This is a genomic window from Frankia sp. R43, from assembly GCF_001306465.1.
Taxonomy (GTDB): domain Bacteria; phylum Actinomycetota; class Actinomycetes; order Frankiales; family Frankiaceae; genus Parafrankia; species Parafrankia irregularis.
In genome coordinates, this window is the sequence record NZ_LFCW01000002.1 from 1,068,083 (window position 1) to 1,092,575 (window position 24,493).

14 protein-coding genes are annotated in these 24,493 nt (G+C 71.0%); 7 read left to right on the top strand and 7 right to left on the bottom strand.

The window, feature by feature from the left end; genetic code table 11:
- Positions 1-13 precede the first annotated feature (13 nt).
- Complete coding sequence (locus ACG83_RS47905; protein WP_369812880.1) at positions 14-1,810, bottom strand: IS481 family transposase; 1,797 nt, start codon at positions 1,808-1,810, stop codon at positions 14-16.
- Between the two features lie 528 nt (positions 1,811-2,338).
- Between ACG83_RS47905 and ACG83_RS12450 the strand changes: the two genes are divergently transcribed.
- From ACG83_RS12450 to ACG83_RS12460, 3 genes are all read left to right on the top strand, one after another.
- Positions 2,339-2,800 carry a hypothetical protein gene (locus ACG83_RS12450; protein WP_200931308.1) on the top strand — a complete coding sequence of 154 codons (462 nt, stop codon included), beginning with the start codon at positions 2,339-2,341 and terminating at the stop codon, positions 2,798-2,800.
- A gap of 67 nt (positions 2,801-2,867) precedes the next feature.
- Entirely contained in the window at positions 2,868-3,044 is a 177-nt protein-coding gene (locus tag ACG83_RS46595) for a hypothetical protein (RefSeq protein WP_206745187.1), read from the top strand.
- Between the two features lie 791 nt (positions 3,045-3,835).
- On the top strand, positions 3,836-4,783 hold the full coding sequence (locus tag ACG83_RS12460) for a LysR family transcriptional regulator (RefSeq protein WP_054566266.1): 948 nt from the start codon (positions 3,836-3,838) through the stop codon (positions 4,781-4,783).
- 29 nt (positions 4,784-4,812) lie between these two features.
- Here the strand turns inward: ACG83_RS12460 and ACG83_RS12465 are convergent, their stop codons facing one another.
- The 6 genes from ACG83_RS12465 to ACG83_RS12490 form a co-directional block, all read right to left on the bottom strand.
- Complete coding sequence (locus tag ACG83_RS12465) at positions 4,813-7,119, bottom strand: hypothetical protein (RefSeq protein WP_054566267.1); 2,307 nt, start codon at positions 7,117-7,119, stop codon at positions 4,813-4,815.
- A complete protein-coding gene (locus ACG83_RS12470) occupies positions 7,106-13,477 on the bottom strand; it encodes a type I polyketide synthase (protein ID WP_054566268.1) in 6,372 nt (2,123 codons plus the stop codon). Before ACG83_RS12470 ends, ACG83_RS12465 begins: the two co-directional genes overlap by 14 nt.
- A gap of 75 nt (positions 13,478-13,552) precedes the next feature.
- On the bottom strand, positions 13,553-14,206 hold the full coding sequence (locus tag ACG83_RS12475) for a GDSL-type esterase/lipase family protein (RefSeq protein WP_054566269.1): 654 nt from the start codon (positions 14,204-14,206) through the stop codon (positions 13,553-13,555).
- A 32-nt stretch (positions 14,207-14,238) separates the two neighbouring features.
- Entirely contained in the window at positions 14,239-15,465 is a 1,227-nt protein-coding gene (locus ACG83_RS12480) for an NAD(P)/FAD-dependent oxidoreductase (protein ID WP_054566270.1), read from the bottom strand.
- 197 nt (positions 15,466-15,662) lie between these two features.
- Positions 15,663-18,119 (bottom strand): 2Fe-2S iron-sulfur cluster-binding protein, encoded by a 2,457-nt coding sequence (locus ACG83_RS44085; protein ID WP_152991352.1) that lies wholly within the window; start codon positions 18,117-18,119, stop codon positions 15,663-15,665.
- Positions 18,120-18,156: 37 nt separating this feature from the next.
- A complete protein-coding gene (locus ACG83_RS12490) occupies positions 18,157-18,900 on the bottom strand; it encodes an SDR family NAD(P)-dependent oxidoreductase (RefSeq protein ID WP_054566271.1) in 744 nt (247 codons plus the stop codon).
- Positions 18,901-19,477: 577 nt separating this feature from the next.
- On the opposite strand from ACG83_RS12490, the gene ACG83_RS12495 reads away from it, so the two are divergent.
- The 4 genes from ACG83_RS12495 to ACG83_RS12510 all read left to right on the top strand — a co-directional run bounded on the left by ACG83_RS12495 (position 19,478) and on the right by ACG83_RS12510 (position 24,489).
- Complete coding sequence (locus ACG83_RS12495) at positions 19,478-21,049, top strand: PfaD family polyunsaturated fatty acid/polyketide biosynthesis protein (RefSeq protein WP_054566272.1); 1,572 nt, start codon at positions 19,478-19,480, stop codon at positions 21,047-21,049.
- A gap of 322 nt (positions 21,050-21,371) precedes the next feature.
- Positions 21,372-22,175 (top strand): MBL fold metallo-hydrolase, encoded by an 804-nt coding sequence (locus ACG83_RS12500; protein ID WP_235497845.1) that lies wholly within the window; start codon positions 21,372-21,374, stop codon positions 22,173-22,175.
- A gap of 2 nt (positions 22,176-22,177) precedes the next feature.
- Entirely contained in the window at positions 22,178-23,518 is a 1,341-nt protein-coding gene (locus ACG83_RS12505) for an ABC transporter substrate-binding protein (RefSeq protein WP_152991353.1), read from the top strand.
- An 11-nt stretch (positions 23,519-23,529) separates the two neighbouring features.
- On the top strand, positions 23,530-24,489 hold the full coding sequence (locus ACG83_RS12510) for a carbohydrate ABC transporter permease (RefSeq protein WP_152991354.1): 960 nt from the start codon (positions 23,530-23,532) through the stop codon (positions 24,487-24,489).
- The last annotated feature ends 4 nt before the right edge of the window (positions 24,490-24,493 follow it).

Genomic DNA, 24,493 nt, shown 5'->3' on the forward strand with positions numbered 1-24,493 from the left:
GTTGACAGTCGATCTAGGAAACGTTGGTGGTGCGGGGGCGGTAGGCCTTCATGCTCCGGACCGGCTTGCTGGTGGTCCGGGCGAAGGTCCACCGTGTCGTGGGATCGAGTTCGATCGTGATCGTGGTGTCGGAGACGTGCGCGGTCACGATGGCCCCGCCGTGTTCGCGGCCGACATTGAGCCGCTGCCCGGCGATCATGATCCGGCCGATCGGGTCTGTGCGTCGCTGCACGGTGATCGGTTCGACGGACGGTCGGGGTGGTGGGCCGGCGGGACGGGCGCCCTGGAGCCGGGCGAGCCGCTCCACGGGGATCGGGTTCGTGCGGGTCCGTAGAAGTTCCCGGGTCTGCGGATCGAACACGGTCAACGTCGCCGGCTCGACCCGGATCGTGACCCGGCGGCCCGCGAGGATCTCCGCGATCAGGACCACCTTGCCGCCGACACTGACCGACCCGAAACGGTTGATCGTCCGGTCGATCTCCCACGCCGTCCCGTCGGCCTCCGCGGCGGGCAACGGGGCGGGCCCGGCGGGGCGCCCGCCGTCGGCGGCCAGCGCGGCCAGGTCCGCGCTCGACAGGTGCGACCGCAAAGACTTGATCCGAACCCCGGCGATCAGCAGGTGGATCACATCGTGATCCGCCCAGAACGTCACGGTCAGCCCGGCGCGGGCCTGGCCCAGCCAGAACTGCCGGCCCGCGACCCCCAGGTTCCCCGAGTTCGGCACGATCCGCTCGAACTCGACTGGCCCGCCGTCATAGACGACCTGGACAGGCCGGGGGTCGTCGTCGGGGGCCGTGACCGCACCGGCCGGCCCCGTGGTCTCCGTCGAGACTGGCGCCGGATCGGCCAGGCCCAGGATCGCCGGCAGCCGGGGCGGCAACGGATCGGCCTCCTGGCGGGCACGCGCGGTCTCGCTGAACCGGTCCGCAGGGCAGGCCATGTCCAACGCCTGGTGCGGCCTGCGGATGTTGTATTCGACAACCCACCGGTCCACCGCGGCCTGCGCGTCAGCCAGCGACGCGAACGGCACCGCATGGTCGAGCAGCTCCCGGCGCAGCGTCAGGTGGAACCGTTCCACCTTCCCTGTCGTCGTCGGTGACGCCGGCTGCGTCAACCGGTGCGCGATCCCGTTGTCCCGGCAGATCCGGTCGAACAGCACCTCCCCGCCATGGCCGAACCGGTCGGTGAACTGCTTGCCGTTGTCCGTCAGCACCTCCTCCGGCACCCCGAACCGGCCCAGCGCACCGGCGAACGCCTGACACACCGCCCGCCCCGTCGCCCGACTCACCACGGAGGCGATCACGCAGAACCGGGAATGGTCATCGACGCCGGTCACCACCTTGCATTCCGTCCCGTCGACCAGGAACACCCCACCGACGATGTCCATCTGCCACAGCGCCATCGCCACTGGACGTTCCCAGCGCACATAGTCCTCCCGGCGCCGCCGTCTGGCCTTCGGCTCGGTCAGCCCATGCCGGGCCAGGATCCGGTAGACCGTCATCCGCGACGGCACCACCATCCCCGCAGGCGCCGTCCGCGCCAGTTCATGCACCAGCCGGCGCGCACCCCACCGCGGATGCTCCCGCCGCAGCTCACACACCGCCGCTTCCACCTCCGGCGACGCCTGATGCGGACACGACTCCGGCCGCCGGGACCGATCCGCTAACCCCGACAGCCCCGCCGCCCGATACCGGACCACCCAGGCATGCACCGTCTGCCGCGACACCCCGAACTGCGCCGCCACGACCGTCACCGGCTCGCCACGCTCGACCGCCAACACAGCCCGATACCGCTGCTCGACAACCGACAACTCAACCAGGGCCAATCCCGGCCTCCCACGGCGACGCCACCCCCACACGACGCGCCACAGCAAAGCCGAACACGACCGAGGTCAACCATCAGGTGGGACGCACCTGACAAGCATCTACCGAGACAGGACAGGCGGACCGGAAAGATCGTCGCCAATCTTCTGTACGGGTTCAAGGCCGCCCCTCCGGGGCGGCAACCCCCGCGCTCACCAGGCCGGAAATCGAGGCCGAGGGGCGCCGCGCGCGCCGCGCCGAACAGGACCCCGTCCGGCCCCGTGTCCGGCCGGGACCTGGCCGACAAGCTCAGCCGCGGTATGGACCACATCCATGCCTTCCGGGTGCGGCAGCTCACCGAGACCGCCGGGTCAAGCCCTGCGCTGGTGCGATGACCGTCGCGAACTCCGCGCCGAGCCCGGCACGCCGCTACCGTTGACCGTCAAGTCCAGCCCGCCCCGCTGATCGGAAGCATCGCTGACATGCGCCCGACTCTCTACACGGTCCACCAGCCAGGCCCGGGCCGGTTGAGCATCATGGCCAAACCTCGTGGCCTCGACTGGCTTGACGACGAGATGGCCGCGCTGGCCGCCGCCGGCGTCGACCTTCTGGTCTGCGCGCTCACCCAGCACGAACTCGACGAACTCGGCCTCTCCGAAGAAGCCTCGGCGGCACGCAACGCCGGCCTGCGGTTCGTCGCCCTTCCCATCCCAGACCGCCAGGTCCCCGAACTCGCCGCCGTCCTACCCGCCCTGCGCCACCTCGCCGAGCAGCTCCGACGCGGCGCACATATCGTCACCCACTGCCGGTTCGGGATTGGCCGCGCGTCCCTGCTCGCCGCCGCGATACTGATCCTCAACGACGTCGACCCCACCATCGCCTGGCAGCAGCTCGAACAAGCCCGCGGGCAGACCGTCCCGGACACCCCCGAGCAGCGAGAATGGGTGAACAAGCTCCTCGAACGGGCATCTATTGACAAATCAGATTCCAGAGAATGATGTGGTTCACGGTGCCTTCGACCTGTCCGGAGCTGTGCGGCAGGGTAAGCCCGTTGAGGACGGCGTCGTGGTCGCGCAGGAGGCCACAGGTGAAGCGGTGAAGTTAGGGCAGGTCGTCGGCGTCGACAGCGGCGATCCAGCTGTTGAGCCGGTCCCCGTGACGACCGATGAGCATCTGCGCGAAAGCGGTGACGTGGCCGGCGGTCTTCTGGAGGCCCGGGCAACGGGAGAGGATCGTCTGTAGCGCCAAGGTCTCGTGCTCGTCCAGGTGGTCGGAGTGCGTGAGGATCCACCGGGTGACGGTGCGGACCTTGGGAGCCTGCCGTGCCGCGGGTGCGGCGGTGCCACCACCGGCGCGGAGTGGGCGGTGGGCGCGACATCCGCCTCGGGTTGATGTCGAGGGCGAGTTCGCAGTGTCTGTGGGCGGATGTTCCGGATCAAGGTCTGGTCGGTGTCACAGTCATCGGTCGCCCGCCGACCTGAGGGCTGGAAAGTTCGTGTGCCGGTTGAAGGCGTGTGTGTAGTGGCCGAGTCCCCCCTCGGACACGTTCCATTACTCCACGGTAACTTGTGTCGATCTTCATGTCGGCCCTTACCGTGGTGGTCGTGGGGTGGTAGGTCGGGCGTAGCTGGAGCGGCGTGGGACCGAGAGCCGCCCGGCCGCCGGTAAATGCTGACCGTTACGGAGGTGCCAACATTTCGGCCCGTCGTCACCCGTGGTTCAGAATCGGCCAATAGCATTCGGCGTGCATGCGTGGTGTCGTGGCAATGGTCAGAATTGATGTTACCGGACTCCATCGGCATTTTTGCCGCAGCCAACTGAACCTGAAAACCAGGAGCTGACGGAACACGGACACCCAGCTGGCAGCAAGCCACACTCCGGACCGACCGTGATCCTCATCGGGTGTCGACGGGCCGCGTCGTCGGGTCGGCTGTCGGCTCGCTGTCGGGCGAATGAGGTGGGCGCGGCGGCACCGGCCGACCACCGTCAATGCAGGGCCGACCCCTGACCAGCTGCTACAAAGTGAGATCGTGATGGAGATCAAACACATCAGGTCGTTCCTCGCCGTGGCTGAGGAGCTGCACTTCAGCCGCGCCGCGAAACGTGTTCACGTCACCCAGCCGACACTCAGCCAACACATCCAGATCCTGGAACGTGACCTCGCGGTCCAGCTGGTCAACCGAACCTCCCGGAAAGTCGAGCTGACGCCGAGCGGCGAGGCGTTCCTGATGAAGGCGCGCAATGCCATCGCCGAATTCGAGCAGGCTCGTGAGAACGCCCAGCTCGCGGCCGTCGGACGTATAGGGTCCATCAAGGTGGGGTACAGCGTCGTCGCCAGCAGGACGGTATTGCCGGGCGCGGTGAGCGCGTTTCAGGGCGAATCGCAGCGGGTTCACGTCCAGCTGCAGCAGCTACGGACAGGCCCGCAGCTGGCCGCCCTCGAGGCCGGCGAGCTCGATATGGCGATCACGTCCGGCAAGCCGTCCACCTCCGACCTGTCCGCCCACTGGCTGCACCCGATCCGGGTTCAGGTGGTCGTTGTTTCCTCCGACCGCCTCGCGGGCCTCAGCGCGGTCCGTTTCAGTGATCTCGCGAACCGGCCGTGCATCCTGTTCGAACGCGCGCAGAGCCCGATGATGTACGACGCCATCGCGAGCAGTGCGATGCAGGCGGGCGTCGACCTGAAGGTCGCCGACGTCGTTTCCGACCCCTGGCATGCGAACGCGCTGGTCGCGGCGCGCGCGATGGTCGCCTTCACCACCGGCGTGGACCGCGAGCGCCGCCAGACAGGTCCGCATGTGAGCCGTCCGATGACCTATATCCCGCTGGTGGATCCGACTCCCCGGCTGGCGCTGCACGCGATGTGGCGGAAGTCCAGCGAGACACCCCTGCTCGTCCGCTTCATCAACGCCCTCGACGCGGCCGCGGCCGCCATGGCGATGCCCGGCGGGTCCGGTTCGCCGACCCCGCCGGGCATCTGAGTGGTGCCTGCCTCACCAGGCGCACTGCCTCACCAGGCGGGCGCGTCCGCCTCACGTAGCTCGACGCACAGCTGGTCGACCTGGTAGATGCGCATGCCCGGCTTCCAGACGTTCCCGTCGGCGGTGACCCGAACCCGGCCCGGCCGGCGTTCCACCCCGGTGATATGCGCCTCGAAGGTCATCGGGGAGTCGGTCCGGAGAAACTGGCCACGATATTTCCACCTCAGGGTGGAGCCGACCGGGACGACGAACTCCGGACGATCGAGATCCCGGTCGAGACCGGCGTCCAGCGCCCACTCCTGGACCGCCTGGATCAGCGTTTCCACGCCGAACGATCCGGGGATCACCGGATCGAGGCGGAAATGCTGCTCGAAATACCAGGCCGTCGGATCGATGGGCTGTACCCAGTGCAGGTACGCCAGGCCGGCGTTCCCGCCGCCGTCGACGACGTCGAACCCGTCGACGAGCGCCAGCCGGCCCACGGAGCGGGCGACCTGACCTGGGCTGGCCCGGCGCGCGGAGACGTCGACCGTCCGGGTGGCGGCGGTGTCGTTGCGCTCGAGCCAGGTCGGCGCGAGCCGGCCGCCATCCAGGCCGACCTGGTTGTTCAGCGCCTCGTTGCTGAAATAGCCGAACAGTGACGTGCCTCGGTAGAAGGGCTCGCCGGCAAGCGAGCACTCGTAGGCGAACTCCTGCAACAGTGCGCCCGGGGTCACCGACGTCGTGATGACCGAGCTTTCCTGGCTGATGGTCTGGTCGCGCAGGTCGACCGCGCGCAGCAGCGTCGCCTGGCCCTCCAGATTGCGCAGCCGTAGCGGTTCGTCGCCCCCGCCGAGCAGCGTGCCTCCCAGGTAGGGGCCGATGAACGCCGCGGCCTGCAACGAGGATTCCATGTGGACACAGTTAGGCATTCCGGCGTTCGCGCTGTCCCGGTAGTACCAGGCGTCGGCCGGTGAGTCGTACTCGGTCCGCCAGCGGGATTCGCCGTGGACGTCACCCCGCCGGCCGGTCAGCGACATGACGCGGTCGACCAGCAGCAGGTCCCCGCTGGGCAGCCGGACGGCTGGGACGTGCGAGAACCGGGCGAATTCTGGGCCCATCGCAATCGCCTGATCGCCGTCCGAGATGTGGGCGAGGTTGAACTCGCTGAGCAGTGCCCGTTCACCCCGGCCGTTGAACCGGCCGAGAAAGCCGGGCACGATCCCGCCGGCGCCCGGCCCCAGTGGTGCGCCGGGCCGGGGCCTGACGTGGACACCGAGCCCACTGACCCGGCCGACTGTCGCGCCCCGCGGATCATGGAACGTGACATGGGCGGCCAGCCAGGGCAGGGGAACCAGCTCGGCCGCCATCACCTCGACGCGCATCGTGCGCGCGTCGAGGCCGGTCGGCACGGACAGAACAGGTACCGGCCACCCGTCGGGAACGGCGCCGGGGGGGAGCCCGCCGGCCAGCTCACCGTCGGCGAGACACAGGTGCAGGCCGAGGTAGAGCGCCATCACCTCCACTGCCTGCCGTGCCGCCGCGAGGTGCCGCGCCGGAGTACTCCCCGCCGCCCCGGTGGTCCGCAGACGCGCATCGAGCGCGCCGAGGCCGGCCGACCCGCCCGTGAGGCCGAGCCGGTCAACCGCCGCCAGCTCCAGTGGCCGGCCCGCCCCGAGCGCGATCCGCTGGTTGAACCCGGGCTGGGCATAGGCCGCTCCGAGGACGGCGGCGATCTCGCCGCGGGCGAGCGCCGAGAGGTCCTGCTCGACGAGGGCGACGCGGGCGGAGCGGGCCAGCGGCTTGGGCGAGGAACGCCTGGAGGGCCACGGTGCGGGGTCGGGAGGAGGGCCGGGCCGTTCGACGAGCTGGTCGTCCCGCAACTCGTAGTGGTGCCAGGCTCCCGGCTCCGGAGCTCGTGCCCCGGGCATCATCGGCGCACCGAGCACGCCGAGGCCGGGCGTGCCGAGGCCACCGAGTTCGCCCGCCACGCCCGCGGTGGGCTCAGCCTGAGACCCGTGGCCCTCCGCCCACCGGCGTACCAGGACCAGTTGCAGCGCCTGCTGCGCGGCGAGGGCGTTGCCGTGGGCCTCCGCCACACCGCGGTGGAGACGGCTGGCGATCCCGGCCGTCCCAGCCGTGCCGCGGATCGGCTCGGGACGTGCCGTCGCCGCGCAGGCGGTGGGCGGCACAGCCCCGAAGGCCGTCCGCGCGCCCGCGCTGTTCTGACCGGAGTCGTGCTCACCGGAGCCGACCTCCGCGGAGAAGTCGGACCAGCCCAGATCGTCGAGTTCGACGATCATGACCTCGCTGTCGGCGAGTTCAGGTCCGTCCTGGAGCCGGTCAGGAACTGACATGGCTACCCCCCGCCGCATCGGACGGCTTCCAGCTCCGCACACCGGCCATGAACTTCTCGTCCAGCCCGGGCGAGGTGACCAGCACGATGCCGGTCAGCCGCTGTAGGAGCAGCCCGGACGCGGACACCGCCTCGGCGTCCACCCGCATCACGTTCGGGTCGTCCCCGACCTTGCGCGCCCGGATGGTGAACGTCTCGGTCAACGGAAGCGGCTCCCGGAGGTCCAGCCGGTCGACACCGAGTGGCAGCCAGCCGACGGTGCCGGACTCGGCGGCGAGCACAAGCGCCGCCTGGAAGACCAGGTCGGTGGGTACGGCCCGGTAGCGCCGCCCACCGTAGCCGGGCCGCTCGGCCGCCGGATCAGGTATCCGGCAGCGGACGAGCAGTTCGTCGACGCCCCGGTGCAGGACGGCCTCGATCCCCTGCAACGCCGGGCCGTGGAAGAGGACGCCCTCCTCGTAGAGGCGCGTTCCGTCCTCCGGCGTCGCCAGGCCGTTCCCGTCCACCGCCGGGTGGGCGATCTGCTCGGGGGCCGGCGGCGCGGCGGCGGGGCCGCCGGTGGTGAGAGCGAGGGTCGCGCGGTAGCGCGCGGGGCCGGGTGGCGCGTCGCGGGCCGGGTGGCCGTCCGCGATCACGGCGGTGACGATCAGCTCGTCCACCGTGTCGGGCCTGGTTGTCAGCCGGACGTGGTGGGGACGGTCCCCGTCCGCGTCGAAGGTGATGCCCCGCAGTACCTCGAAGTCCTCGACCGAGGTGACATGGTGGCCGGGGTGGGCGGCCTCGGCCACCGCGATCATCCAGCCGAGGGCGTGGACCGCGGGCAGCACGATGGCCGTGCCGATGCGGTGCGCGCCGAGGACGCCGTCGGCGGCCAGGTCCGCGAGGTCGCGGCGGGCGATGTGATCCGTGCCGGCCGGGACCGGCTGGCCGTGCAAGGGCAGCGGTGGAGCGAGCAGGAAGCCGCCGCTGTCCCGGTGCTCGATCATCTCGGTGACGAAGGCGTCGGCGGCCGCGTCGGCATCGAGCAGCGGCACGCCCCGTGCCGCGAACAGCGCCCGCAGGTCCGCGGTCACCATCCCGCCGTCCCACGCGCCCCAGGCGATCGCGACGACACGCGGGCGCGGGCCGCTCGATGCCACGACGGGCCAACGGCTCAGCGCCTCGTTCGCGACCGCGTAGTCGGACTGGCCGCTGTTACCGAAGACCCCGGCCACCGAGCAGAACATCGCGACCTGCCGCAGCGGCGCCGCCGAGATAGCCCCGAGGACCGCGGCCATGCCGACCAGCTTGGGGCCGAACACACGACGCAGATCATCGCCACGCTTGCGTGCGAGCAGGCTGTCGGCCAGGGCGCCGGCGCCGTGCACGAGTACGGTGACGCGGTCCCGGTCGGCGTCGAGCGCCTGACTGACCGCTTCCGGATCGCTGATGTCAACGCTGATGTAGCGGGCCCGGGCCCCGGCGGCCCGCACCGCGTGCAGCGTCCGGTCGATCTCCCGTCGCGCCCGTACCTGGTTGACCGCGGCCGTGACAGCCCGCGGATGCGGTGGGGCGCCCGCCCGCGCATGGTCGGCGATCAGCTCCCGCGTGAGGTCCGCGTCGTCGACTCCGACGGACCAGGCGGGCAGGGGCCGCGTGAGGTCGGTCCGTCCGAGCAGGATGAACTCGGCCGGGGCCGCCGCGGCCAGCGCGACGACACAGCGGGCGGTGATGCCTCGGCCGCCACCGGTGACAAGTACGACGTCGTCGGCGCGCACCGCCGGGTCGGGCTGGCCGTCGCGGCCGGTGGGGCCGTCGACGCCCGCGGTGGGAACCGGAACGATCGTGCAGCGGTTCCCGGCGGCATCGAGCCCGACGACCGGTGGGGCGACGGCGGCGTCGCACAGCTCCGCCAGGACGAGGCGACCGAGCTGGCGCGCCGGCACCTCGGGATGGACGTCCAGGGCCCGGGCGAACAGGGTGGGCGACTCGGCGACGATGGTCCTGGTGAGGCCGGCCAAACCGCCGAGGATCCGTGTCGCGGAGCCCGCGTCGCTCTCGGCGCTCTCGTCGGTGTCCGCCGCCGTGCTCTGCTCGCCGGTGCGCCCGTCGATCCGGGTGACCGTGAGGAAGGCCGCCCGGTCACCGGGGACGGTGTCGCGAAGGCGAGTGCCCGCGTGCTTCGCCACGAGCACGGTGTCGGCGAGGCGCCGGACGTTGCGGCTGAGATCGCCCGAAGCCTCCACCCATGCGACGCAGGCGTCGACCCGGGGCAGCGTGGCGAAGAAGTCGGACAGCCGCCGTTCCAGTGCCTCGTCGTCCCAGCTCGTACCGAGCCAGCCCTGCGCGGGCTCGTCGTCGTCGAGAGCCAGCTCATCGACCGTCCAACCCGCTTCGGCGAGATGGTCCGCCAGCGCGCGGGTGTCGGCCGTACCCGTTCCCAGCCGGACGATCACCGCCGCCGGCGCCGTCGGGAAGGGGTCCGGTGCCTGGTCGGCCGGGGGCAGCGGCACCGCTACCAGGCGGTGGCGCGGGATGACGGTGAGCGGCCCGCCGCCGCCAGCACTGCCGCCGCCAGCGCCGTCGTCGTCGGCTGTCAGGCTCGTGCCGTTGGCCGTGGTCGGGTCGGGGGTGGTGAGGTGGTTGACGAGCTGGTCGATGGTGCGTAGTTCGGCGAGGGTCTCGGTGCCCAGGGAGGGCAGCAGCGGGTACTGCTCGCGGAGCTGGCTGGCGATCTGTACGCGTTTGATCGAGTCGACGCCCAGGTCGGCTTCCATGTCCATGGAGGGGTCGATCATCTCGGCGGTGTAGCCGGTGCGGGTGGCCACCATCGCCACGACGGCCGCTCGCAACGACTCCCCGTCCGGGCCGTCTGCGGGCGCGCCGCCGTGCGCCACCGCCGCCGGCGTTCTCCCGGTCCCGTTCCCGTTGCCGGTCGGTGCGGGCTCGACACGGGTGTCGGTGACGGGACCGCCCGCGTCGGTCGGCGACGCGGGCAGCGCGATGGGCAGGCCCGGCCCGGCGGCCAGGGACGGCGGCTGGGCCGCACGCGGCTCGCCGCCCCGCCCACCGGCCGCAGCGGGGTCGGCCGGGGCGTCGGGTGGATCGGACAGGCCGGCGTGCGCGAGCCGGACCAGGAGGCTGTTCGCCAGGGAATGCGCGCCGCTGATCGCCTCACTGACCGCCGCGATGCTTCCGATCAGCTCGGGCTGCCTGACGGCCTCGGGCTCGCGCAGGGCGGTCAGCAGCTCGTCGGCGATCTTCAACTGGCCGTCGAGGTACCGGGTGTGCAGGTCGGTCTGCCGGTTCAGGACGTCGGTGAACCGGTCGAGGGGGTCGGCACCGGCCGGCTCGGCCGCCGGGGCCTGGCCGTTGTCGTCCGTCAGGCCGTGCTGCGGCGACGGCGACGGCCGCGGCGGTGCGCCGACGATCGCCGCCACCGGTGCCACCGCCGCCACCGGTGCCACCGCCGCCACCGGTGCCACCGCCGCCACCGTTGCCGCCGGCGTGAGAAGGGGCGTCGGGGAAGCCGCCTCGAGGCGGTGCTCGGCCCCGATCGCGTCGGCGTAGGCCTGCCGGCGCGCCGGTGGCACGTACTCGGCCCCCGTCAGGGCGATCGTCCCGGCGGTCGACACCGCGTCCTCGGCCGTGCTGCCGGCGTCGGGCGTCGGGACCGCCGTGGGCGGCATCCGCAGCGGGACGCCCAGCACGAGCAGCTGCGCGACAGCGCGGTGGAAGGCGACGTCGCTGTCGCCCAGCGGCCCCGCGTCGACGGAGACGGTGTGCACGTCCTCGGCGACGGTCCGCCGGGCGAGCTGGGTGAGCACCTGCCTGGGCCCGAACTCCACGAGGATGTCGCAGCCGGACTCCTCGGTGACGGCCCGCAGGCCGCCGACGAAGTCGACCGGGCGCAGCAGCTGGTTGACGAGCACTTCCCGGTTCGCCGCCACGTCCGGCCCGTAGCCGGCACCGGCGGTGTTCGCGTGGACGGGACCGGCCGGGACGCGTAGGTCGACCGCGGCGACGGCGGCCCGGAACTCGTCGACCGCGTGGGCGACGAGCGAGGTGTGGAACGCGGCTGACACCGGCAGCCTGCGGGCCCTGACCCCGGCGTCCCCGCAGGCGGCGATGACCGTGTCGAGCTGTTCCGTCGGACCGCCGACGACGATCTGGTCGGGCGCGTTGTAGTTGCAGATCGTCACCTCCGCGGCCTGCGCCAGCAGGGGCTGGGCATCGGCGGCCGTGCACTGCAACGCCGCCATCGCCCCGGCGTCCTCACCCGGGTGGCGTGGGGCCATCGCCTGCCCTCGCGCGCGGGCGAGCCGGAAGAAGTCGGCGTCGTCCAACGCGTCGGCCGCCCAGAGCGCGGTGAGCTCGCCGAAGCTGTGCCCCAGGTATGCATCGCAGGTCAGGCCCAGCTCACGCAGCGCGCGGAACTGGCCGACCGACAGGGCGCCGATGGCGGGCTGGGCGAACTCCGTCCGCCGCAGTGTCTCCTCTGCCTCGTCGGCGTCGTCCTCGCGGAATCCGCGTGGCGGGAAGACCACGGGTGCCAGGCGCGTCCCGCCGTCCGCGAAGACGTCTTCGGCCTCGTCGAACGCGCGGCTGACCGCGGGATCGGTGAGGGCCAGCTCGAGGCCCATGTTGACGTACTGGCTGCCCTGGCCGGCGAACAAGGCGCCCACCCGGGGCCGCGGCAGCGCGCGTGACCGGAAGTAGATCCAGGACGGGGTGGACCAGGCGTCCGCGTCGGGCTGGGCCTCGATCAGGCCGGCCGCCTGCTCGCACAGCTCCGCCAGCCGGTCGTCGTCCGTGGTGACCAGGGCGAGGCGCGGGGCCTCGGCGGGGATCGGGCCGTCGGACTCCGCCGCCGCACCCGACCGGACGGCCAGAGCCAGGGCGGAGATGTCCGCCGCGTGCCAGCGGTGGATCCGCGCGCGCCGGTGCAGCGCGACGGCCGGCGCCTCGCCGTGCTCCTGCAGCACGATGTGGAAGTTGGTGCCGCCGAACCCCATCGCGGACACGCCGGCCCGGCGCTGTGGCCGGCCGGGGTCCCGGATCCAGGGGCGGGCGGTGGTGTTGAGGTAGAGGGGACCGCCGTCGAGCGCCTCGTTCGGGTTGTCGACCCCGATGGTCGGCGGCAGGACCTTGTGGAACAGCGCCAGCGCAGTCTTCATGAGGCTCGCCGCGCCGGCGGCTCCCTTGGTGTGCCCGATCTGCGACTTCACACTGCCGATGGCGGCGTACCCGCGGTCGGAGGTGGCCTCGTCGAGGACCGCGGTGAGGGCGCCGATCTCGGTCCGGTCGCCCACCGCGGTGCCTGTCGCGTGCGCCTCGAACAGCTCCACGGACGAGATGGGGAAGCCGGCGTCCTGGTAGGCGCGCCGCAGCGCGAGCTGCTGCCCCTCGGCCCGCGGCGCGTAGATGCTCTTGGCCCGCCCGTCGCTGGAGGAGCCGATCCCGCGGATCACCGCGTAGATCCGGTCCTGGTCGCGCTCGGCGTCGGCCAGGCGCTTGAGCGCCAGCAGCCCGATGCCCTCGCCGAGGAGGGTGCCGTCGGCGGACTGGTCGAACGGCCGGACCCGGTCGGAGTGGGCGAGCGCGCCGGTCTTGCTGAAGCACATGTAGGTGAAGATCGAGTTCTCGGTGTCGCAACCACCGGTGATCATCATGTCGGCGCGGCCGTCGACCAGCTCGTTGACCGCCATCCGCACGGCCGACAGCGACGCGGCGCAGGCGGCGTCGACCGTGCAGTTCATCCCGCCGAGGTTGAACCGGTTGGCGATCCGTCCGGCGGTGACGTTGGCCAGCAGGCCGGGGAAGCTGTTCTCCTCCCAGGGCGCGAAGGCCTTGGTGAACCGGTCGCTGATCTCCTCGGCGTCGGCCTCGGTCAGCCCGCAGCTGCGCACGACCTCCCGCAGGACCGGAGTGGACAGGCGCATGGCCAGCGGGTGCATCAGGCCGACGACGCCGACGACGCCGAGGACGACGCCGGTGCGGGCGGGGTCGTACCACCGCGAGCCGACCGCACCTGCGTCCGCCAGGAGGTCCCGGGCGACCAGCAGGCTCAGGGTCTGGAGGCTGCTCGTGACGCCGAGCAGGTTCGGCGGGAGGCCGAACTCGATGGGGCTGAAGTCCAGGTCGGGCAGGAACCCGCCGCGCTTCGCATAGACCTTGTCCGGCACCTCGGGGTCCGGATGGTAGTAGTCCGCGACCCGCCAGCGGTCCGGCGGGACCTCCGACGAACAGTCGACGCCGTCGACGATGTTCCGCCAGTACTCGCCGCTGTTCCGGGCCTGGGGGAAAAGCCCGGCCATTCCTACGATCGCGATCGGAGTGTTCTCCAACCGTCGGTCCTCGAACGATGAGGTCGAATCCATGGTTTCTCTTTCTCGTGTTTCCGCACGCAGCCCGGCGCGCGGCGGCCGATCAGCCGATCAGCCGGATCAGCCGGATCAGTGGAACGCGAGCGCCGGGGGCAGGGGAGTAGACCCCGGCGCCATCCCGGTGAGCGCGATTCCCAGGCTCTCCGCGACCGCGTCGGCCAGTTCTCCGGCGAACCTCAGGTAGCCGGCCCGGCTGGGATGTATCCCGTCGTCGGACCACAGGTCGTCGTCGTCCCATACCGGTCCCGTGCGGGCCACGTCGAGACAGACCATGTCGAATTCCGCCGCGGTGCCGCGCAGCGCGGCGTTCACGTCCTGGATCCGGGACCTGATCCCGGCTCGGACCGGGGCGGTCAGGGCCATGCGCCGGGTGATGTCCGGATAGGTGGCGGTGAACGCCAGCGACGCGTGGCGGGTCATCGCGTCGAATATCGTCGTGAGGTTGCGCCGCAACTCGGCCGGCTGGTATTCGCTGACGATGTCGTTGAAGCCCGCGATCATTCCGGTGAGCCGGGGGCGTGCGGTCCGGACCGCGTCGAGCTGCCGGTCCAGGACCGTGGTGGTGGTCGCCAGGTGCTCGCCGTGGTTGCGGCACTCGTCGTCGCCCAGGCCGAGAAGGCCCGCGAAGGTCGGTAGCCAGCCGCGGTAGCCGGACCCGCGAGGATCGGGATCGCCGCGGCCCTCGACGAAGCTGTCGCCGATGACCACCAGTCGGACAGGCATGTCGGTTCCTCCGTTCGCGAGGCGTCCGGGCGTCAGACCTCGACGGTCGGTTGGAATCCGACCTCGCGGTACATACGCGCGAGCCGTTCCGGAGCGAAGAACTCGTGACCGGGCATCGCGCCGCCCAGCAGCCGGAAGAACTCCGTGCGGTAGTGCGGGTCGCGGCTTGACGCGTCAAAGGCGTCGTAGACGTCCTGGGGCAGGTCGAGCTCGGAGATCGTGCACGTGAAGTTGTAGGTCTCCGCGGATTCCTCGTCGCGGTGCTCACCGTAGCCACGCAGTGCCGCGTCGAGAACCTCGTCGCTCGCGTCCAGGCCGGACAACAACGCGCTCGACAGCATGCCGGCATGCCGGAACGCATCGGCGATTCCGTTTCCCGTGTACGGATCCTTGTGATAGCCGGCGTCGCCGACCAGAGCCCATCCCGGACCGCTGGCCTGGCGGTAGTAGTTGTCCGGATAGAGCATGGGCTGCAATGGCGCGACCCGTTCCGCCTGGCGGAGATCGGCGCCGAGATCGGGGGTTACCTGATCGACGATCTCCTGGAAGTTCGCCTCCGCGGCGGCGCGGAAGTCCCGGAACCTGGTCCGCTTGCGCATGACGGCGACCAGGTGCAGCCCGTCGTTGGTCGGCCAGGCTCCCATCTGCTGCTCTTCGTGGCTGGTGCGGTGGTGGAAGGAGGTCCAGGGCAGGCCGGCGAAGTAGCTGTAGTAGATGAAGCACGACGCCGGCACATGCTTGTAGGTGGTGGCGCCGGTCAGCCGTGCGACTGTGGAGTTCGCGCCGTCCGCGCCGACGACGATCCGGGCCCGCTCCTCGCTGGCCGCGCCGGAGGCCGACCGTCCCCGGATGCCCACGACCCGGCCGTCGTCGTCGAAGACGAGCTCCTCCACCGTGTAGCCCTGACGGACGTCCGCTCCCGCGCGCTGCGCCGCCTCGACGAGCGCGGCGTCCATCACCGTCCGCCGTGGTGCGTACACCCGGTCGATACCGTCGATCGGGTCGGCGAATCCGCTGATGTTGATGCCCCTGAACGACATGGTCATGTACTGGATGGGCGTGGCGTTGCCCATCGCGGCCTCCAGCACGCCCCAGTCGCGCAGCAGCGCCAGGCCGGTCTGCTGGATGAAGTGGGTCGACACCGTGTCGCTCGGGAACGTAGCCCGATCCACCAGCAGGACTCTTCTCCCGCTGCGGGCCAGCAGCATCGCGAGCGGAGATCCGGCGCAGCGGGCGCCGACGACGATCACGTCGTACATTCCTGTTTCCTTCCGAGAGTGGGTGTCCGCCCGCGCCGCGGGCAGCCGGGATCCACCGCACCGCGTCGCGCGGCGGCGGGTGGGCGGGCCAGGGCAGGGTGCGGGGGTGGGGTGGGGCGCGGGGGTGGGAGAGCGCACGCCGAGCCGCGGACCGCCCGCGGACCGTTGGGTAACGGCTGTTGGTCAGAGCGCGGGGATCAGAGATCGAGGACGAGGCGCTCGGAGCCGGCCGTCGAGACGCAGAGCATCATGGTGTTGCCGGCCAGCCGCTCCGCGTCGGTCAGCACCGAGTCCCGGTGCACGATCTCGCCGGCCAGCACCGGCGTCTCACAGCTTGCGCAGGTGCCCTCCCGGCAGGAGAAAGGGACCTCCACGCCGGCCGCGCACAGTTCGTCGATGATCGATCGGCCTGGCTCGATCGTCAGCGTGATCCCGGAGCGGCGCAGTTCCACCTCGTAGGTACGGGGGGCGGCCGCGCCGGCTTCGACGTCCGCCGCCGGCCGGGGGCGGAAGCGTTCCACGCGCAGCGTGAGGGCGGGCCGTTCGCGGCAGTACCGCTCCACGGCGGCGAGCAGCCCTTCCGGCCCGCAGCAGTACACCGTCGTGCCGTCCGCCGGTTGGGCGCCGAGGATGCCCTCCAGCGGCAGCGGACCCACCTCATCCTCGGGATGCAGCGTGCAGCGCGGGTCGTCGGCCATCCGGGCGGCGAAGGCCATCGCCGCCCGGCGGCGCCCGCCGTAGTGCAGCGACCACGACCGGCCTGTCGCCCGTAGCTGCTCGATCATCGGAAGCAGCGGGGTGATGCCGATGCCGCCGGCGATCAGCACCGTGTGGGCGCCGGGAACGAGCGGGAAGTTGTTGCGCAGCCCGCCGACCGTCAGCTCCGCGCCCTGGCGCGCGTGCTCATGCAGATAGGCCGAGCCGCCTCGGCCAGCCGGCTCGCGCAGCACCGCGATCCGCCACTGGGTGACCTGGGCCGGATCGCCGCACAGGGAGTACTGGCGGATGTCCTCGTCGGCGACTCGGACGTCGATGTGCGCGCCGGGCGTCCAGAGCGGCAGCGGCGCGCCGTCCGGCCGGGCCAGCGTCAGCGAGATCACCCCGTCGGACTCGTCCTCCCGGCCGTGTACGAGCAGCGTGCCCACCTCACGGGCGGCGTCGGGGATCGGCGACGTGACGGCCGGCGACATGACGGCCGGGGGTTTGACCGCGGGGGGTTTGACCGCGGGGGGTGCGAAGGCCGGGGGTGTGACTGCATGGGGTGTGACGGCAGGGGGCGCGCCCTCGCCATGGCGCGTCCGCCGGGCCGACACCTGTCGGGACACGGCGATAACCCCCAGCCGCAGGGCGACGCCGGGGCGAAGAAGAATGCGAGGGCTGCGGGTGAGGTTGATGACCTCAAGCAGCCGGGCGGTGACATACGGGGAGACCGCGGTCGCCAGCTGGACGTGCTTGAGGTAGTGCCCGAACATCGTCCCGAGCCGGGTCCGCTCTCCCTTGACGAGCGGTGAGCGCAGGTCGATGGCCGTGGACATGCCCCAGGCGGTGTCGATGACCGGTGCGATGCGCCGGTACCACCGCCGCGGCAGCACCGGTCCCGGCTCACCCAGCACGGCCCGCAGCACCAGCGCCTCCTGCGCGGCCACGGTCATGCCCTGGGCGTAGATGGGGTTGAAGCTCGTCACGGCGTCGCCCATGGAGATCAGGCCGGCGGGCGGATCCGGCAGGTCCTCGTAACGGCGGCGGATGGAGTCGCGTACCCGGTGCTGGACCGGGTCGTCGAGGGCCTCGGCGTTCGAGATCAGCTCCAGCACGTCCGGGATCGGCAGCCGGGCGGCGTAGTCGAGGTAGCCTGCCGGATCGGTCGGCGCCCGCCGGCCGAGCGTGCCCGACAGCGTGACGTGCCAGGCGTCGTCTTCGATGGCCAGGACGGCGGCGCCCGGCATCCCCGGCACCGTGGACGCGGTCACCGCGACATCGCCGCCGAGGTCGCCCGGCCGGCGGCGGTAGCGTCGTGAGCAGTAGCCGAGGTCGACCTCGACCCGGGACTCCGTCGGGGTCTGATAGCCGAGCTCGGCCAGCCAGCTACCGGCCGCCGAGTTGCGACCGGTGGTGTCGACCACCAGGTCGCTCGGGAGGATCTCCTCGGTGTCGGAGGCGGCGGCCACCACCCGGACTCCGGTGATCCGGCCAGGGGTGTGGCTCAGGCCGACGACCCTGACCTGATCGCGCAGCGTGACGTTCGGGTAGGTCGCCACCCGGGTCCGCAGCAGGTGCTCCAGCAGCGGGCGGCTCGGCGTGGCCAGGGTGGTCTCGGTGTGGCGGGGTGCCCGCATGGGGGTACCGCCCAGATACCAGCGGGAGCGCTCGAGCCACCGGGTGCGGGGCGCCCCCCGGGACTCCAGCTCCTCCAGCAGGCCGGGAAAGAGCTCTGCCATGATCTGGCTGCCGCCGTGCATGAGGGCGTGGATGTGCCGGGCCTGCGGGGCACCGTCCCGGTAGCCCTCGGCCCTGAACGCGTCGCGTTCGAGCACGGTCACCCGGTCGAAGTGGTCCGCGAGGACGCGCGCGGCCAGGAGGCCCGCGATACTCGCGCCGAGAACGTGGACATGTCCCCTTGATGTGCTGTCGCGACTGCGCTCGATATCAGGCATCGCGATTCCTCCTAGCTCGCTGGTGCGGGCGCCGGATTCAGCCCTGGACCTTTCCGCCGTTGACGTGCAAAGCCTGGCCGTTGATCGCCGCCCCGCCGGGGGAGGCAAGAAGTACGCAGGCCGCCGCGACCTCCTCGGCCGAGGTCAGCCGTCGCTGCGGGTTGAGCAGCGGTCTGATCGCCTCTTCGTAGTCACAACCCTTTGCCTGCATCCGCTCGGCAATGGCGCGCTGGGTCATCGGAGTGTCGACGTAATACGGGCAGACACAGTTCACGGTTATTCCACGGTCGGCGTACTCGGCGGCGGCGGATCGGGTCAGCCCGAGCAGTGCGTGTTTCGCGGCGGTGTACGGGGCGGCGTAGGGAAGGCCGACAACGGAGGCAGCCGACCCGACGTTGACTATCGCGCCGCCGCCAGTGGAGACCATAGGGGGGATAACCGCTCGCATGAGTACGAGCGGTCCTTCGACGTGCACCCGCATGACGCTGCGCCAGAGATCGACGGTGATGTCGGAAAACTGGCGGGTATCGGCGACGCCAGCCGCGTTGACCAGCACGTTCGGTGCGCCGAGTCGCCTCGTGACCGCCTCGACCGCGTCGAGACAGGCGCTCTCGTCGGTGATGTCGAAGGCCGATGTGACAACCGACACATTCTCGTCCCGGCAGTTGTCGGCCAGGTGCTCGAGGGTTCCGGCGTCACGGCCCGCCAGTGCCACGTCGGCACCTTCGCGGGCGAACGCCAGGGCCACCGCACGACCGATTCCGCCGGACGCCCCGATCACCAAAGCGGTCCGGCCACGCATTGTCCGCGACATCATTGATTTCCCTTATGATTGCAGGTGGGAGTACCCCCGGTGGTCCGTTCGGAGGTGGGGAGGAAACGTGCGAACGTGGTTCGTTCGCGGGTGTCGGCGCGCAGGTCCCTGTCGACGGCCATGCGGCGCCCTGAATCTCGGCGGGCGGTACTGATCGCCACCTCGTCAAGTTGATGATCTTATTTCAACACAAGCCGGTCCGATGAACCAGAAGGATCGGCCTTCGCGATGATTCACAATGTGGTGTCGTCTGGATCAATCCAGCGGTCGCGGCAATTAAGATGGCTTTGGCGCTGTCGTGATGCCTTGTTCACGGCCGGTTAAGATACCGCCGCAAACGTTGGGGCCGGGTCCGGTCGGCATCCGGACGGACGGCATGAGCCGCCGGCCCGCACGTCTTCCCACCTCTTCCGACGCGCCCTCGGGTGCGATCCGCCCTCCCTGTCGGTCGGGTCGGCCGAGCGCCGGGACGGCCCGGGAACACCCGGGCGCGCGCATCCGACGTGGTCTGCGCGACCACGCCACCAACCAGGAGGGGACTGCCATGGCGCATGTGCTCGATGCCGGAGCCCGGACCCAGTCGGCGGCCGACATCCACGCGATCCTGAGCCGTTTGGAGGAACCCGTCCACGTCGTTCGACACGCGGACGGCTACTGGCTGTCCCATGACGGGAGCGGCCCGGACGGGTCGCGCGCGCGCCGGCTGCTCGCCCTCGGGCCGCTGCCACCCGAACGCCTCGGCTCCCGGGCCTTCCAACGCGCACACGGCGTCCGCCAGAGCTACCACACCGGCGCGATGGCCGGCGGGATCGCTTCGGCCGACCTGGTGATCAGTCTGGCCGATCACGGGCTGCTCGCCTCGTTCGGCGCGGCGGGGCTGCCCGCGGACCGGCTGGAGGACGCACTGGAGCTGCTGGGCCGGCGCCTGGCCGGACGCCCGTATGCCTGCAACGTCATCCACAGCCCGAGCGAGCCGGCGATGGAACGCGACGCGGTCGACGCGTGCCTGCGCCACCGGGTGCGGTGCGTCGAGGCGTCGGCCTTCCTGGACCTGACCCAGGAGATCGTGCGGTACCGCGCCCGAGGCCTGAGCACGGCACGGGACGGGCGGGTCGAGATCACCAACCGGATCATCGCGAAGGTGTCCCGTCGGGAGACCGCCGACCTGTTCCTGCGGCCGGCGCCGCCGTCGCTGCTGGCCGCACTGCTCCGCGGCGATCTGATCACGGCGGAGCAGGCGCGCCTGGCGGCGACCGTACCGATGGCCGACGACATCACCGCGGAGTCCGACTCGGGCGGCCACACCGACGGGCGCCCGCTCACCGTCCTGCTCGGCGAGATCATCGCCCGGCGCGACGAGATCGGATCGAGCTACGGCGGCCGAGCGGCGCGGGTCGGCGCGGCCGGGGGGATCGGGACGCCGGCGGCGGCCGCGGCGGCCTTCGCGATGGGGGCCGACTACGTGGTCACCGGGTCGATCAACCAGGCCTGTGTGGAGGCCGCCCAGTCCGCCGCGGTGAAGTCCATGCTGGGCGCGGCCGAGATGGCCGACTGCGAGATGGCGCCGTCGGCGGACATGTTCGAGCTCGGCGCCGGTGTCCAGGTGCTGCGGCGCGGGTCGATGTTCGCCGCCCGGGCCCGTCGGCTGTTCGAGCTCTACCGCGGCTACGACAGCATCGCGGACCTTCCGGGTCCTGAGCGCGCGGCGCTGGAGCGGAATGTCTTCCGGGCACCGCTGGAGGACATCTGGGTACAGACCCGCCGGTACTTCGCCGAGCGCGACCCCGCCCAGCTCGAACGGGCGGAGGGCAACGAGAAGCGGCGGATGGCGCTGGTCTTTCGCTGGTATCTCGGGCGTTCCTCGCGCTGGGCCACCACCGGCGCCGCCGACCGGGTCGCGGATTACCAGATCTGGTGCGGCCCGGCGATGGGAGCCTGCAACACCTGGCTTCGTGGGACCTATCTGGAGCCGGTGGAGGCCCGTCGGGCGCCGGACCTCGCCCTCCACATCATGCGGGGTGCGGCCTTCCACCAGCGGGTGACCGCGTTGCGCTCGCACGGGGTGACCCCGCCGGCGCGGGCCAGCCGCTACCGCCCGCTGCCCCTGGAGGGATGACGGACGGTCACCCCGGTGCCGTGGCCGGGCCGGCCACGCGGTCGAGGTCACCCCGCCGGCCGGACGGCCCGGGATTTTATCGTGTCGACGGGACCGGGTCAGAAAGCACGGGAGAAATCCTCGCGAACAACCGGCCTCGGTCCCGATTCCAACCGGGGTCCTCGACCGGGAGGCGTCGTTCTAATCACCGCCCACATAGAACCATCGGCGGTTCGAATAATTCTTGGTCCGTCCGTTCTCGGGGGCTAGTCTGAGTTCCGCCGTCAATTCAGTCTAGAATGGAGGGGATATGGATCTGACAATAGTTGGAAATCGGGCCGGTATGCCCGCTGACGGAGCCGCCAGTTCGGGTTACCTGGTGCGGACCGAGCAGTCGAACATACTCATGGACTGCGGGCCGGGAATCGCGGTCATGCTGACGAGGTACATACATGCCAGTCAGCTGGACGCGGTGGTCATCAGCCACATGCACCTCGACCACTGCTACGACGTGCTGCCCATCGGGAAGCAGGCGATGCTCCCGGTGGGGAAGACCTGGCTGGTCGACACGGACGGCAAGGGCGACTTCCACGGCGACGACACCGACCGCCGCATCAAGCTGCTCGTCCCGCGCGGTGCGCGAGCGACGCTCGACCAGCTCGCCGAGCTCTTCCCGGTACGGACCATCCCGCACCTCAACCGGGCCTTCGACCTGGCCTACGAGGTCATCGAGTACGAGCGGGGCCAGTCGTACGAGCTCGCCGACGTCACCATCACCATGGTTCCGATGGTGCATTCCTCGCCGGACTGCGGAATTCGTATCGACGGCGCGTCCGGAAGCCTCGGCTTCACCGGTGACACCGCTTACAACGACAACCTGGTGACGCTCGCCAAGGATGTCGACATCTTTCTCGCCGAAGCATCGCTGCAGGAGCCCGACCACACCCGCCACGGTCATCTCGCGGGAGTGGAGGTCGGCCGGGTGGCTGCCCGGGCCGGTGCGCGCGAGCTGGTGCTGACCCATTTCACCGCGCCCCAGCCTGCCTGGAAGGAAGCGCGCCGTGCGGACGCCGCCGCCGAATTCACCGGGCCCATCCACATCGGCGAGCCCGGCATGACCTTCTCGACTCCGGTGAAAGAGCGATGACCATGTGGGCGAACAGAAAGTGTTTCCGCCGCGGGCTGGTGGCCGCGACCGTGGCCGCGGTCCTGGGGCTGACGGCGGCCGCCTGCGCGGGTTCCGACGGCGACAGTGGCGCGGTCAGCGGGACTGGTGGTGACAGCAGCCCGGTGACGATCCGCTTCATGTCGTACAACTACGGAACCCCGTGCTGCGGTGCCGGCACCCAGCAGCTGATCGACGAGTTCCAGAAGGCCAACCCGAACATCAAGATCGCGCCCGAGGCTGTGGCGGCCGCCGACGTGCTGACCAAGCTGCGCACCGAGACCGCCGCGGGAAGCCCGCCGGACGTCGCCCAGCTCGGCTGGAGCAAAGCGGGCGAGGCCCGCTCGACCCTGCCGCTGGTCCCGGTCCAGGACATTCCGTCGGCGGCGGAGTGGAAGGCCGGCACCGACGGGATCTACCCGAACATCCTGAAGGCGGTCAGCAACCCCGAGACCGGCAAGAACGACATCATGCCGTTCTCCATCTCGGTGCCGATCATCTACTACAACGCGGACGTCTTCCGTGCGGCCGGGCTGGACCCGGACAAGCCGCCGACGACGCTGGCCGAGGTGAAGACAGCTGCGGCGGCCATCACGAAGAGCGGTAAGCAGGGCGTCTACTTCGCCGTCGCCGACCCCGGCAAGTCCGACTACATGACCCAGTCGGTGATGAACAGCGCGGGCGGCGGTGAGGTCGACGCCAGCGGCGCCGTCACCGTCGACTCGCCCCGGTCGGTCGCCGGCCTCAACGCGATCCGCGACCTCGTCGTCGGCGGGCTGCAGCCCAAGGTGACGGCGACCGATGCCCAGGCTGCCTTCGCCGGCGGGAACATCGGCATGATGATCTTCACGACGGCGGCCATGGCGACGTTCGAGAAGTCGGCGGCGGGCAAGTTCGACCTCCGTACCGCCGCCTTCCCCTCGTTCGACGACGCGAAGGCCAGGCCCACCTACTCGGGCGCCGGCCTGGCGGTCTTCAGCAAGGACAAGCACAAGCAGCAGGCGGCCTGGAAGTTCATCCAGTTCCTGACCAGCCCGCAGGGCTTCACGATCCTGACGAAGACCATCGGGTACCTCCCGCTGCGGCCTGCCATCGTGTCCGATCCGGCCTACCTCGGCGACTACTTCAAGCAGAACAAGCACCTGCTGCCGTCGCTGGGCCAGATCGACGACGTGACGCCCTACACCTACTTCCGGGGCAAGCGCGCCAACCAGGCGGTGGTCCTGCTGCAGGACGAGGCCGTCACGCCGATCGTCCTGCAGGGGGCGGACCCCGCGGCGGTGCTCGGCACGGCCGCGGACAAGATCCGGTCACTGGCACAGTGACCGGAGCGACGATGGCCGGCGTCACATCCGGACGTGTTCCCGTCCCGTCCGCGCAGGAGGGCCGGGTCGGGCGCGGCGGCAGCGGCGCCCGGCTCCGTTCGGGGCCCTGGATGTACTCGGCGCCGGCCATCCTCTCTCTGGTGGCCTGGGTGTACGCGCCCATGGCCGCGACCGGTGTCGCGAGCCTGCTGGACTGGAACCTCACCTCGCCGGCCAGCTACGTCGGCCTGGCCAACTACCGCCGCCTGCTCACCGATCACGACTTCCACCAGGCGATCTGGCAGACCGGATGGTACGTGATCATGATGGCGCCGCTGGCCACCGTGGTGCCGCTCGCCCTGGCCATCGTCCTGTGGCTGCGGCCCGGGAGAGCCTCCAGTGTCTACCGGGCGCTGTTGTTCCTGCCGGTGGTGCTGGCGCCCGCGGCCAACGCGGTCTCCTGGCAGTTCATCCTCAACCCGCTGCAGGGGGTCACGAACGCCGCCCTCACCGGCCTGGGGCTGCCCGGCCCGGGCTGGTTGAACGACCCGTCGTGGGCCCCGCTGGTCATCGTGGCCATCACCGCGGGCAAGATCGTCGGCCTCAACACGCTGCTGTTCTCCGCCTCCCTGTCCGCGATCGACCAGTCCACCCTGGAGGCGGCCCGGGTCGACGGCGCCAGCAGCTGGGAGACCGTCCGCCATGTCGTCGTGCCGCAGCTGATCCGGCCCGTGGTGCTGCTCGGGCTGCTGTGCGTGCTGCTGGCCGGCCAGTGGGTCTTCACCAACGTCGCCCTCGTGACCCAGGGCGGACCGAACGGCGCCACCGACAACGTCTACTACCGGCTCTACACCTACGCGTTCACCTTCTTTGAGACCGGCACCGCCGCCGCGGCCGCGGTCGTGATCGCGGTGGGTGTCGCCGCCGGCTATGTACTGGTGCGGCTGCTGTCCGGACGGATCCGGCGCGCCGACGGGCCGGTGGCGGGGTGAACAC